The organism is Rhizobium sp. NXC24, assembly GCF_002944315.1.
GTDB lineage: Bacteria > Pseudomonadota > Alphaproteobacteria > Rhizobiales > Rhizobiaceae > Rhizobium.
Genome location: NZ_CP024311.1, coordinates 1,333,093 through 1,345,505, shown reverse-complemented (window position 1 = coordinate 1,345,505; position 12,413 = coordinate 1,333,093). Strand labels below are relative to the sequence as shown.

Below are 12,413 nucleotides of genomic sequence, written 5' to 3'. Positions count from 1 at the left end.
TTCCCCTTACGCAGCCATTGCCATCAGGGGATGAAGCGTACCGTCGCTGTAGACGACGCGGCCGTTGCGGAAGGTGGCGCGGATGCGGTGAACAGCACCGTGCTCGACGGCAACCAGATCGGCCTTCTGGCCGACGGCGATCTCGCCGCGATCAGTGAGCCCCGCAGCGCGCGCGGCACCAGCCGTCGCCATGGCCACGGCTGCCGGTAGACCACCACTGGCAACCTCAGCGATCTTGAAAATGGCCGGCACGAAAGCGGCCGGGTGATAATCGGCAGCGATGATGCCGAGAAGGCCAGCGCCGGCCGCATCAAGCGCACTCAGATTCCCGGACATGGATTGGCCGCGCAACGCGTTCGGCGCCCCCATCAGCGTCCAGAGGCCGCGACGACGCGCCTCTTCGGCGGCCGGCAGCGTCACCGGGAATTCGCTGATCGTGACACCGAGATCGAACATTTCGGCCACCTTTTCGGCGCTGTCATCGTCATGCGAGGCGAGCGACAGCTTGTGCTTCAAGGTTAGGCCGATGATATCGCGCAGTTTCAGCTCGATATCCGGATCCTGCCGCAGGGCGATGCGCCGGGCCAGCACTTCCTCGGCCGCTTCACGGGTGATGCCGCGGCGCTCCGACATGCTGAGAAGATAGGCTTCAATATTGTTATATTGCCCCTGCCCTGGCGTATGGTCCGTCAGCGAGACCATATCGACGACACCATCTTCCAGGAGCCGCTCCAACGTGGGCGCCGCGCCGACATTGGTGATCTCGTAGCGAGCATGAACGCGGTGGTCGATCAGCAGGTGATCACGCAGGCTGTTGATGCCCTTGATCACCGCCGAGGTGGTCTCCAGCGAGCGGACATGGCCATAGACACTTTCTGTGGCGAAGGAGACGGCGGCATAGGCGGTGGTGACCCCGGCGGCGGCGAGTTTCTTGTCGAGTTCATGGATACCGAAATCGATCGGCATCGTCGCATTCGGCCGCGGAGCGATTTCGCGCTCGATCATATCGCCATGCAGATCCACAAAGCCCGGCATCAGCAGCCGTCCGCCGCCATCGAATGTCGCAGCTTCCACCGGTTCGGACCGGATCTCGGCGATCACGCCATCTTCGATGCGGATAGCCCCCTGATCGACGACTTCATCGGGAAGAACGAGCGTGAAATTGCTGAGCCACATCGGCTTTCTCCTGAAATAGCGTCAATCGTTTTGAAGGTATGGCTGTGGACCGGACCTTTCCGGCGAGCGCCCCTCGGTAGTCGCGATTCGTGACATCATAATGAAAGCTGCGACGCTGATTTTGGCAGCCATTAAGCACCGCCGAACGGTCTTATTTCAGGCTATTTCAGGCTTGCCTTGTTCAACATCGCCCATTGCAACAGCATGATCGTCTTGGCGTCGTAGATCTCGCCGGCTTCGATCATCGCCATGGTTTCGGCGAGCGGCACTTCGAGCACCTCGATATCCTCATGTTCGTGGGCAAGCCCGCCGCCGTTGCCGATGCGGTCCGTCGTATCGACCACAGCAGCAAAGAAATGAATGATCTCGGTAACAGCGCCCGGCGAGGTGAATGCCTTGAACAGGAAGCGGACATCACGGACGCGGAAGCCGGTTTCCTCCATTGCCTCGCGGCGGATCGCCTCTTCCGGATGATCACCGTCGAGCAAGCCGGCGGGTACCTCGATCATCCAGGCTGGAAAGCCGGTGAGATGGGCCGGCAGGCGGAATTGCCGCACGAGGATGACCGTTTCGCGCTTGGGGTCGTAGAGCAGAATGCAGGCGGCAGGCGTGCGGTGATAGATTTCCCGCTTCACCCGATGCGTCTCGCCCGTCGAATCCGTGTAGTCGATGTCGAAGCTGCTGAGCCGCGTCCATTGGTCCGAAAGCGTCTTCTCACTGACGATCTCGGCCTTCGCCTCGTCGAACTTGTTCATGCTCTATCCTTGCGCAGCCAGACCTTGTTGTCGTGAACAGCCGCGCCGCCATAAGGGGCAACAGGATCGGCGCCGGTCAGAACATTGATCCCTTCGCCGTCCACATGCGCCTTGTTCGGCCATAAGCCTTCGGCGATCAGCACGCCCGGCTTCACCTCGGCCGTGATGCGCGCATGAATGCGGATATCGCCCCTGAGATTGCCCAGCTGAACGAGGTCGCCATGGGCGATGTCCAGCGCTGCGGCATCCGCGGGATTGATCATAACTTCCGGGCGACCTTCCTTCTGGCGAGAGGTCTTCGTTTCCGCGAAGCTCGAGTTCAAGAAATTGCGCGACGGCGATGTGGCAAGCCGGAATGGATGATCGGGATCGGCAACTTCGATGACGTCAACCTGATCCGGAAACTCCGGCAGCGCGACATGAGGGCCGAGCAGGCCGACAGCTTCCGGCGGCCGGTTCGGAGCCGGCTGGTTGATCCAATCGGGACGGAAGCGGAACTTGCCATCGGGATGGGCGAAGCCATTGAGGAAATGCGCATCCTCGAAAGCCGGCTGACGATCGAACCATTTGTGTTCGAGGAAATGATCGTAATCCGGCAGACCGCTTCGCTCCAGAATGCGGTCGATCATCTCGCGGGCCGAAAATCCGAAGCCGGGACGATCGGCGACGCCGAGGCGCTTCGCCAGTTCCTCGATGACGAAGAGATTGCTACGCACCGTCGGTGGCGGCTCGACCAGCTTCGGGCCAAGCAGGATGTGGTTTTGCCCGCCGGCGCGGTAGATGTCGTCGTGCTCGACGAACATGGTGGCCGGGATGACGATATCGGCCATCTCGGCAGTATCGGTCATGAATTGTTCGTGCACGGCGACGAAGAGATCGTCGCGCGCAAAGCCGCGCTTCACCAGCCGCTGTTCCGGCGCGATGTTCACCGGATTGGTGTTTTGGATCAGCATCGCCGTCACGGGGCCGCGATGGCGCAAAGCGACGGCATCGCCGGTCAGTGCCCGGCCGATCTGCGACTGGTCGATCGTGCGGATATCCGGGTCCAGCATCGACCGGCCGGTCAGCTCGCTCGCGTCCATGCGGAAGATATCGCTGTTGGAATGAAAGGCGCCGCCGCCCTCATATTGCCAGGAGCCGAGCACGGTGGCGACGGAAGCTGCCGCGTGCATCGCGACCGCGCCGTTGCGCTGGCGGGTAAAGCCGTAGCCGAGGCGGAAATAGGTCTTCTTCGTCGTGCCGACCAGCTTGGCAAAGGCTTCGATCTCATCGACGGATAAGCCGGTGATCGCAGCCGCCCATTCCGGCGTCTTCGTCTTGAGATGCGCTTCGAGACCTGCCGGTTCGTCGGCAAATTTGGCCATGTAGGCATGATCGGCATAGCCGTCGCGGAAGGCGATGTGCATGACGGCGCAGGCGAGCGCGGCATCCGTGCCCGGCTTGACGATGAGCGCTAAGTCGGCCTGTTTCATCGTCGGATTGTCGTAGATATCGATGACGACGATCTTGGCGCCGCGCTCCTTGCGCGACTTCACGGCATGGGTCATCACATTGACCTGGGTCGCGACCGCGTTTGTCCCCCAGATAACCACGCAATCGGTACGGCCCATCTCGCGCGGATCAGGACCACGCAGCGTGCCCGTCGCCATGGTGAAGCCGGTCCAGGCGGGGTTTGTGCAGATCGAGGAAAAGAAACCGGAATAGCGCTTGGCATGGCGCAGCCGATTGATGGAATCGCGCTGCACCCAGCCCATGGTGCCGGCATAGTAATAGGGCCAGATCGCTTCGCTGCCGTCTTTAGCCTCAGCCTTGACGAAAGCATCGGCAATTTCGTCCAGCGCGTCGTCCCAGGAGAGTTCCTGCCACTGGCCCTCTCCCTTCGCCCCGGCGCGGCGCAAGGGCTTCGTCAGCCGGTCCGGATGGTAAAGCCGTTCGGCATAACGGGCGACTTTGGCGCAGATGACGCCTGCGGTATAGGAATGATCGCCCGCGCCACGCACGCGGCCGATCCTGCCGTCCTCCGTCAGATCGATCTCCAACGCACAGGTGGAGGGACAGTCGTGCGGACAGGCCGTGTGGCCGACCGGGGATTTGGCGTGAATGGGGGTCGCAATGTTCATGCCGTTTGTATATTTCATGCCTTGTCCGGCCAAAAGGCATAATCTGGCCCATCGCAACAATTCATGCGGACTTCACCGACAATGAACTATCGGCATATCTACCACGCGGGCAATTTCGCCGATGTGCTGAAGCACGCGGTACTAGCCCGTCTCATCCGCTACATGCAGAACAAGGACAAGGCTTTCCGTGTTCTCGACACCCATGCAGGCATCGGGCTCTACGATCTCTCTTCGGAGGAGGCGCAGAAGACAGGCGAATGGCTGGATGGTATCGGCCGGCTGCTGAAAGCCGAACTTGTGCCGCAAGTGGCCAATCTGCTGGAGCCCTATCTGACCGCCGTCCGCGAGCTCAATCCCGAAGGTGGCCTGCGGTTCTATCCGGGCTCCCCGAAGCTTGCCCGCATGCTGTTCCGCCCACAGGACCGGTTATCGGCGATGGAGCTGCATCCGGAGGATTTCCAGCGGCTGCATCGGTTGTTCGAGGGCGATCACCATGCGCGCATCACCGAGCTCGATGGCTGGCTGGCGCTCGGCGCGCATCTGCCGCCGAAGGAGAAGCGCGGCATCGTGCTGGTCGATCCGCCGTTCGAAGAAGACGGCGAATATGAACGGCTGGCGGACGGACTTGCGAAAGCCTGGCGCCGCTTTCCCGGCGGCACCTATTGCCTATGGTATCCACTCAAGAAGGATGCACCGATCAAGGCTTTTCATGAGGCATTGCAGGCTTTGGAGATTCCGAAGATGCTCTGCGCCGAGCTGACGGTCAAAAGCGATCGCGGCTTCACCGGACTAACCGGCTCCGGCCTCATTATCGTCAATCCGCCATTTACGCTGAAGGACGAGCTGCATGCCTTGCTGCCGGCCCTGAAGGATATGCTGGCGCAAGACCGCTTCGCCTCGCAACGCGCCTTCTGGCTGCGCGGCGAACACTGATATTTCTTTCGCCCAGGTGATCCCATGAAGCTTCTCTGCTCGCCCGCTTCCCCCTTCTCCAGCAAGGTGCGGATGGCAGCCCGCCACCTCGGCATCGAGTTCACCGAAATCCATGTCGACACCAATGCCGGTCCGGCCCTGCTGGTCGACAACAATCCGCTCGGCAAGATTCCGACGCTGCTGACGGAAGACGGCGTGTCGATCTTCGACAGCCGCGCGATCATGCATCATTTCCATCGGCTGAAGGGCAAGACGCTTTATCCTGCCAAGGAGAGCAAACGCATAGACGCCGAGGTGCTGGAAGCGCTTTGCGACGGCACCAATGACTGCCTCCTGTCGATCGTCTACGAGCGGCGCTTGCGCGATCAGGACAAGCAGCATCAGCCATGGATCGACCGGCAGTGGACGAAAGTGAGCCGCGCGCTCGCCCACCTCAACGCCGAACCGCCGAAGATCGGCAAGAAACTGCATGGCGGGCATTTCGCTCTAGCGTCCATGATAGGCTATCTGCAACTGCGCTTCGAGGGACAGTGGGAAGCGGACCATGCTGACCTTATCGATTGGGCAAGCAAGTTCGAAAAACACTTTCCGGACTATCAGGCTATGAAGCCGCGGGCCTGACGGCGCCTCTCTTAGCCCTGGCGCGAACTGTCGATTTTGATGAAATCGACGAAGGCGCGCAAGGCGGTCGGCAACTGCCGGCGGCTTGGATAATAGAGAAAGAAGCCGGGATAATAGGGGCACCAGTCCTCCAGCACACGGATCAGCCGGCCATCCTTCAAAGCCGGCAGCGCGAGATCCTCGAACATGAACGCAAGACCGGAGCCGTTGACGGCGGCTTCGAACATCATGTCGAGGTCGCCGAGCGTCAGCGGCCCCTGTACCTCAATCTCCAGCTCAATGCCGCCGCGTTCGAATTCCCAACGATAGTAGGTGCCGCTCGGGAAACGATAGCGGATGCACGGGTGATCCTTCAGATCATGCGGCGTGACCGGTTTGGCGAAACGCTGAAAATGTTCGGGCGAACCGACGATCGCAGTCCGCTGGCGGGGGCCGATGGCGATGGCGATCATGTCGGCGGCGATGCTTTCGCCGAACCGCACGCCGGCATCGAAGCCGCCGGAAACCGTGTCCACGAGCGCATCGTCCGCCACGATTTCCATTTCGACAGCGGGATAAGCCCTCAGGAAACGGGATACGATCGGCAACAACACCATCTTGGCGGCGGGGCGCGGGGCGTTGATACGCAGCTTGCCATAGGGTTGGCCGCGGAATTTATCGAGATCCTCAAGCGCATCGTCGATATCGAGGAAGGCCGGGCGGATACGCTCGAACAGGCGCTCGCCGGCCTCCGTCAAGCCGACGCCGCGGGTGGTGCGATTGACCAACCGCACGTCCAGCCGTTCCTCGATCGCCCGCAGCGAATGGCTGAGCGCTGAAGCCGTCACGCCGAGTTCGACCGCGGCTTTGCGAAAGCTGCGGTGTTGGGCGATGGCCAGGAAAATTGCCAGATCGGTTGAACGGATGCGCCGCATTGATGAGATTTTCTCAGCACTTCAAGGAGGAGAAGATAGATTACCTCATCAGAGCCATCAAGCTATCTTTCCCCTGCAAGCAAATTCCGCGCACGGAATTGCAACCCCACGAAAGGAGAAAGTCATGCGCGTTTGGTTCATTACGGGTGCATCCCGCGGCTTCGGCGCCCTCATAGCTCAGGAAGCCCTCAAAGCCGGCGACGCCGTTGTCGCCACGGCCCGCAACCCCGCAGGCCTTGCGGAAAAGTTCGGCAATCATCCGAACCTCCTGCCCGTTGCCCTCGACGTTTCGAACGAGGCACAGGCCCATGAAGCGGCTGCAGAAGCCGTCAAGCGCTTCGGCCGGATCGACATTCTTCTCAACAATGCCGGCTACGGCCTGTTGGGTGCAGTTGAAGAGGCTACAGCCGAAGAAATCGAGAAGATCTATGCCACCAACGTCTTCGGCCTGCTGAAGGTCACGCGCGCCATCCTTCCGCACATGCGCCGCCAACGTTCCGGCCATGTGATCAACATGTCGTCGGTCGGTGGCTACCAGAGCTTTGCCGGTTGGGGCGTCTATTGCTCAACGAAATTCGCAGTCGAAGCTCTGTCCGAGGCAATGGCGTCGGAACTGCAGCCGCTGGGGATCAAGGTCACGGTTGTCGAACCCGGCTTCTTCCGGACCGACTTCCTTGACGAAAGCTCGCTCGCCGTCAGCCCGAGCTCGATTGGCGACTACAAGGACACGCCTGCCGGTGCGATGCGCGATTTCGCCGCCGGTCACAACCACGGCCAGCCCGGCGATCCGGCACGGCTTGCAAAGTCGATGATCACGCTTGCACATTCGGCCAACCCGCCGCTGCGCATGCCCTTCGGCTCCGATACGGTCGGCGTGATCGAGACCAAGAATGAATACGTCGTCAAGGAACTAGCCGACTGGCGCGAACTGGCCGTCTCGACGGACTTCCCGAAGGACGCCGCGTAAATATCAGAACCATGAAACGGAAAAAGCCGGGGCGAGAACCCCGGCTTTCGTTAGATTATGCCATCAAATTATCAGAACTTGACGCCGATACCGACCTTGACGCTCTGCTCGTCATAACCGCGCGAGAAGCTGCCGGAGTCGAGGTTGAAATCCTTCTTGCCGTAGTCGGTGTAACGGTACTCAAGACGAGCCGTGATGTTGTTGGTGATGAAGGTTTCAGCACCTGCACCGACCGTGTAGCCAACAGCCGTCTTGCTTTCAGACGAGGTAGCGTCCTCGAGCTTGTTCTGGCCGATTGCCAGACCGGCAGTGCCGTACAGCATGAACGGGTTGAAGTCGTAACCGATACGGCCGCGAACCGAGCCGTTTACGCCGTTCTTGGCGGTAAGGCCATTGCGGGTCGAGTCGGAGTCGGCGTAGCCGAGGTCGCCTTCAACACCATATACGATCTGGCCCTGCTGCCAGTTGTAGCCGGTGAAAGCCTCACCGCCGAAAGCGTAGGAGTTGCCGTTGTGATTGAAGTGGCCGGCATTCCAGTCGCCAGCACCACCGATGTAGAAACCGGCCCAGTTGTTGACAACCGGCGGAGCCTCCTGGGCGACGGGCGGCTGCGGAACCTGCTCCACAGCGTCGGCTGCATGAGCCGCGGTGAAGCCGCCGAGGGCGAAACCAGAGACCATGAGGGTCGTGATGAGAGTACGCATACTTTTCTCCTTTCAGTCCCGTGTTCTTCGTCTACTGATGACCTCGAAGCACCACGAGCAATTACAAGATGTCCCTCCCGGATCGGGACTGAAATTGGAATGCAAATGAGGAATTCGAAGAGCTAAAATATGATATCATTGTGGCGCAGAGGTGGCTGAATTTCGATGTTGCTTGAGCGCAACAGACGAATTGTTAACCCTAATGCTTGGTTAAAGCATGTATACTTATTTTAATCGAAATATAACTGAAGTTTTACATAGGTCGCCGCTGCGGATCTCCGTGCAGAAGCATCTTTTCATATGGTGTATCGACGACCTATATGAGTGCCAGTTGGGTAATGGCGACGAAAAGGCAGCATCTTGAGCCAGGAAAAACTACGCACAGCGCTTATATCAGGTGCATCAAAAAGAATAGGCCGGGCAATCGCAGAGGATTTGTCGGCTAACGGCTTTGCGGTGGCGCTGCATGCCAATCAATCGTTCGCCGAGGCAACCGAAGTCGTGGCGAAATTGCGGCAACAGGGCAGAAAGGCAATTGCGATCAAGGCCGACCTGCAAAATTCGGCGGAAACATCGACGCTGATCGAAAGGGCCGTTTCGGAGCTTGGACCGCTGGATCTCCTGGTCAACAACGCCTCCGTTTTTCAGGGTGATTCCGCCGACAACTTCGACGCCGAAGCCTTCGACGCGCATTTTGCCGTGCATGTCCGCGCGCCCTCCATCCTCGCCGCGGATTTCGTGCGGCAGCTTCCGGAAGGCATCCCGGGGTTGATCGTCAACATTGTCGATCAGCGCGTCTGGGCGCTGAACCCACGCTTCTATTCCTATACCTTGTCGAAGGCCGCCCTGTGGACGGCGACCCAGACGATGGCGCAGACCTTTGCGCCGCGCATCCGCGTCAACGCCATCGGCCCCGGTCCGACGGTGCGCAGCGTCCGACAGACGGAAGAGGACTTCCAAGCGCAGATCGATGGTCTCATATTGAAGGCTGCGCCCGGCCTCGAGGAATTCGGTCGCACCGTCCGCTTTCTTTTTGACACGCCTTCGATCACGGGCCAAATGATAGCGCTCGATGGTGGCCAGCATCTTGCCTGGGAAACGCCCGATGTGTCGGAGAGCATGGAATGAACGGACGAAAGCTGCCCGACGGCGGCATTCTCTATGACGAATCAGAGGACATTGAGGACGACATCGAGGTGGAAGCCGATGCCGGCGCTTCCCCCGTCGTGCCCGTCGACTGGAACGAAGGCGGGAAGAATGAAACCGGCCTTCAGGGCGCGGAACTGATCGCAGAATTCGTCAAGCGCCTGCCGAACAATCCCGGCGTCTATCGCATGTTCAACGAAGCCGGCGACGTGCTCTATGTCGGCAAGGCGCGCAGCCTGAAGAAGCGTGTTGCCAACTACGCGATGGGCCGCGTGCATTCCAACCGCATCGCCCGCATGGTGCGCGAAACCGCCAATATGGAGTTCGTCACCACCCGCACCGAGACCGAAGCGCTGCTGCTGGAAGCGAATCTGATCAAGCGCTTACGGCCGCGCTTCAACGTATTGCTGCGGGACGACAAGTCCTTTCCCTATATTCTCATCACCGGCGATCATCGGGCACCGGCGATCTTCAAGCATCGCGGCGCGCGTGCCCGCAAGGGTGAGTATTTCGGCCCCTTCGCGTCAGCGGGCGCCGTCGGCCGCACCATCAATTCGCTGCAACGCGCCTTCCTGATCCGCACCTGCACCGACAGCGTTTTCGAGACCCGGACCCGACCCTGCCTGCTCTATCAGATCAAGCGCTGCTCAGGGCCTTGCACCCGCGAGATCAGCGATGAGGGCTATGCGGAGCTGGTGCAGGAGGCGAAGGACTTTCTCTCCGGCAAGAGCCAGAACGTGAAAGCCCATATGGCGGAGGCGATGAACGCTGCCGCTGAGGATCTCGATTTCGAGCGCGCCGCCGTCTATCGCGACCGGCTGGCGGCGCTGTCGCATGTGCAAAGCCATCAGGGCATCAATCCCGCCGGCGTCGAAGAAGCCGACGTCTTTGCCATCCATCACGAGGGCGGCATTTCCTGCATCCAGGTCTTCTTCTTCCGCACCGGGCAGAACTGGGGCAACCGCGCCTATTTCCCGAAGGCTGACCCGTCGCTTTCCGGCGCCGAAGTGCTGAATGCGTTTCTGGCGCAATTCTACGACGACAAGCCGGTGCCGAGGCAGATCCTGCTATCGGAGACGGTCGAGGAAATCGAGCTGCTGGCAGCAGCGCTCGGCGAAAAGGCCGGGCACAAGGTCACGATCCTGGTGCCGCAGCGCGGCGAGAAGCGCGACCTCGTCGATCACGTCGTTGCCAATGCCCGCGAAGCGCATGGCCGCAAGCTTGCCGAGACCGCCTCACAATCGCGGCTGCTCGAAGGCTTCAAGGAGACATTCCAGCTTCCCTATGTGCCGCAACGCATCGAGATCTATGACAACTCGCACATCATGGGCACGAATGCGGTTGGCGGTATGGTGGTGGCTGGGCCGGAAGGGTTCGTCAAAGGCCAATACCGCAAGTTCAACATCAAATCGACCGACATCACGCCCGGCGACGATTTCGGCATGATGCGCGAAGTCATGACCCGGCGCTTTTCTCGCCTGCTGAAGGAAGAGGGCAAGCCGGACCGCAGCCCGAATACGGAGAGCGCAGCCGTTGACGCTGCGGATCAGCCCTTCCCCGCTTGGCCGGACGTCATCCTCATCGATGGCGGCCAAGGACAGATGACAGCGGTGCGCGCCATTCTCGAGGAGCTCGGAATTACCGACAGCGTCATCGCCATCGGCGTCGCCAAGGGTGTCGACCGCGATGCCGGACGCGAGCGCTTCTTTGCGCCCGCCCGCGAGAGCTTCACCCTGCCGCCCCGTGATCCCGTGCTCTACTTCATCCAGCGCCTGCGCGACGAGGCCCATCGTTTTGCCATCGGCTCGCATCGAGCACGCCGCAAGAAGGAAATGGTGAAAAACCCGCTGGACGAAATCGGCGGCATCGGCCCTTCGCGCAAGCGGGCGCTGCTGCAGCATTTCGGCACCGCAAAGGCCGTGTCGCGCGCGGCCCTATCCGACCTGATGGCCGTCGAAGGCATATCCGAAGCCGTGGCGCGGCAGGTCTATAACCATTTTCACGAGGACGCCGCGAAATAAGAAAAGCTGGTCGCAAATTCCACGCAATGACGGTGAAAAAACAGAAACAATATTGACGGCAAGCTCCTCAAACCGCCATCTAAGGCATGATCTCAAGAGGTGCGGGACGGTTTTTGGATAAGATCATGCTAAATCAAATAGCTGGAACGAGATGACGCCTTGGGGGAAGGCTATTTTAGTCCGGTGAAACAACTGAAACGAAACGATTTCCATGGCTTCGCGCGCATATAGCATTCCCAATCTGCTCACCTATGGCCGCATTCTCTGCGTGCCGTTGATCGTCCTGTGCTTCTTCGTCGAAGGCAAACTGGAGGGGTCCGATTTCGCGCGCTGGGTGGCGCTGTGGATTTTCATCATCGCCTCGATCACCGATTTTCTGGACGGCTATCTCGCGCGCATCTGGAATCAGACGTCGAATATCGGCCGCATGCTGGACCCGATCGCCGACAAGCTGCTGGTCTCGGCGATCCTGCTGCTGGTCGCTGCCGACGGCACGATCGCCGGCTGGTCGCTCTGGGCTGCCATCATCATCCTTTGCCGCGAAATTCTCGTCTCGGGCCTGCGCGAGTATCTGGCGGCGCTGAAGGTCAGCGTGCCGGTGACGCGCATCGCCAAATGGAAAACGACCGCTCAGCTCGTCGCCATCGCCTTCCTGCTGGCTGGGCCGGCCGGCGACAAGGTGATACCCTATACGACGGAGATGGGCATTGTCCTGCTCTGGGTCGCAGCGCTACTGACCATCTACACCGGCTACGACTATTTCCGCGCCGGCTTGAAGCATGTGGTGGATGAGGAATGATGACGAAGCTCGTCTATTTCGCCTGGGTACGTGAGCGGATTGGCAAGGGAGAAGAAGAGATTTCTCTTCCCGCCGAGGTGATCACCGTTGGCGATCTCTTGAATCATTTGAAGAGCTTGGGCGAGGAATACGAGACGGCGCTTCAATTTCCGGAGGCGATCCGCGTCGCCATCGATATGGAACATGCCGATCATGACGAACCGATTGCCGGGGCGCGCGAGATTGGATTGTTCCCGCCGATGACGGGTGGGTGACGA

General features: G+C 60.2%; 12 protein-coding genes. 7 read left to right on the top strand and 5 right to left on the bottom strand.

Annotated elements, in window-relative coordinates:
- Positions 1-6: 6 nt before the first annotated feature.
- The 3 genes from NXC24_RS06695 to NXC24_RS06685 all read right to left on the bottom strand — a co-directional run bounded on the left by NXC24_RS06695 (position 7) and on the right by NXC24_RS06685 (position 4,069).
- The gene (locus tag NXC24_RS06695; RefSeq protein WP_104822596.1) at positions 7-1,176 is read right to left on the bottom strand and encodes an alpha-D-ribose 1-methylphosphonate 5-triphosphate diphosphatase; all 1,170 of its coding nucleotides are present in this window, start codon (positions 1,174-1,176) and stop codon (positions 7-9) included.
- A gap of 161 nt (positions 1,177-1,337) precedes the next feature.
- Positions 1,338-1,931 carry an NUDIX domain-containing protein gene (locus NXC24_RS06690; RefSeq protein WP_104822595.1) on the bottom strand — a complete coding sequence of 198 codons (594 nt, stop codon included), beginning with the start codon at positions 1,929-1,931 and terminating at the stop codon, positions 1,338-1,340.
- Positions 1,928-4,069, bottom strand: coding sequence for a molybdopterin oxidoreductase family protein (locus tag NXC24_RS06685; RefSeq protein ID WP_104822594.1), 2,142 nt, complete (start codon positions 4,067-4,069; stop codon positions 1,928-1,930). Before NXC24_RS06685 ends, NXC24_RS06690 begins: the two co-directional genes overlap by 4 nt.
- 63 nt (positions 4,070-4,132) lie before the next feature.
- On the opposite strand from NXC24_RS06685, the gene NXC24_RS06680 reads away from it, so the two are divergent.
- Together NXC24_RS06680 and NXC24_RS06675 are read left to right on the top strand one after the other, a co-directional pair.
- A complete protein-coding gene (locus NXC24_RS06680; RefSeq protein ID WP_104822593.1) occupies positions 4,133-4,984 on the top strand; it encodes a 23S rRNA (adenine(2030)-N(6))-methyltransferase RlmJ in 852 nt (283 codons plus the stop codon).
- A 24-nt stretch (positions 4,985-5,008) separates the two neighbouring features.
- Positions 5,009-5,605 (top strand): glutathione S-transferase, encoded by a 597-nt coding sequence (locus tag NXC24_RS06675; RefSeq protein WP_104822592.1) that lies wholly within the window; start codon positions 5,009-5,011, stop codon positions 5,603-5,605.
- 11 nt (positions 5,606-5,616) lie between these two features.
- Here NXC24_RS06675 and NXC24_RS06670 read toward each other — a convergent pair whose 3' ends face one another.
- Positions 5,617-6,519 carry a LysR family transcriptional regulator gene (locus tag NXC24_RS06670; RefSeq protein ID WP_104822591.1) on the bottom strand — a complete coding sequence of 301 codons (903 nt, stop codon included), beginning with the start codon at positions 6,517-6,519 and terminating at the stop codon, positions 5,617-5,619.
- A gap of 124 nt (positions 6,520-6,643) precedes the next feature.
- On the opposite strand from NXC24_RS06670, the gene NXC24_RS06665 reads away from it, so the two are divergent.
- Positions 6,644-7,486 (top strand): oxidoreductase, encoded by an 843-nt coding sequence (locus tag NXC24_RS06665; RefSeq protein WP_104822590.1) that lies wholly within the window; start codon positions 6,644-6,646, stop codon positions 7,484-7,486.
- A gap of 71 nt (positions 7,487-7,557) precedes the next feature.
- On the opposite strand, the gene NXC24_RS06660 is transcribed toward NXC24_RS06665, so the two are convergent.
- The gene (locus tag NXC24_RS06660; protein WP_104822589.1) at positions 7,558-8,190 is read right to left on the bottom strand and encodes an outer membrane protein; all 633 of its coding nucleotides are present in this window, start codon (positions 8,188-8,190) and stop codon (positions 7,558-7,560) included.
- A gap of 360 nt (positions 8,191-8,550) precedes the next feature.
- On the opposite strand from NXC24_RS06660, the gene NXC24_RS06655 reads away from it, so the two are divergent.
- From NXC24_RS06655 to moaD, 4 genes are all read left to right on the top strand, one after another.
- A complete protein-coding gene (locus tag NXC24_RS06655) occupies positions 8,551-9,318 on the top strand; it encodes an SDR family oxidoreductase (protein WP_104822588.1) in 768 nt (255 codons plus the stop codon).
- Positions 9,315-11,357 (top strand): excinuclease ABC subunit UvrC, encoded by a 2,043-nt coding sequence (gene uvrC / locus NXC24_RS06650; protein ID WP_104822587.1) that lies wholly within the window; start codon positions 9,315-9,317, stop codon positions 11,355-11,357. The genes NXC24_RS06655 and uvrC overlap by 4 nt, the downstream gene beginning before the upstream one ends.
- Positions 11,358-11,568: 211 nt before the next feature.
- Positions 11,569-12,156 (top strand): CDP-diacylglycerol--glycerol-3-phosphate 3-phosphatidyltransferase, encoded by a 588-nt coding sequence (pgsA, locus tag NXC24_RS06645; RefSeq protein ID WP_104822586.1) that lies wholly within the window; start codon positions 11,569-11,571, stop codon positions 12,154-12,156.
- Positions 12,156-12,410 carry a molybdopterin converting factor subunit 1 gene (moaD, locus tag NXC24_RS06640; RefSeq protein WP_104825044.1) on the top strand — a complete coding sequence of 85 codons (255 nt, stop codon included), beginning with the start codon at positions 12,156-12,158 and terminating at the stop codon, positions 12,408-12,410. Before pgsA ends, moaD begins: the two co-directional genes overlap by 1 nt.
- The last annotated feature ends 3 nt before the right edge of the window (positions 12,411-12,413 follow it).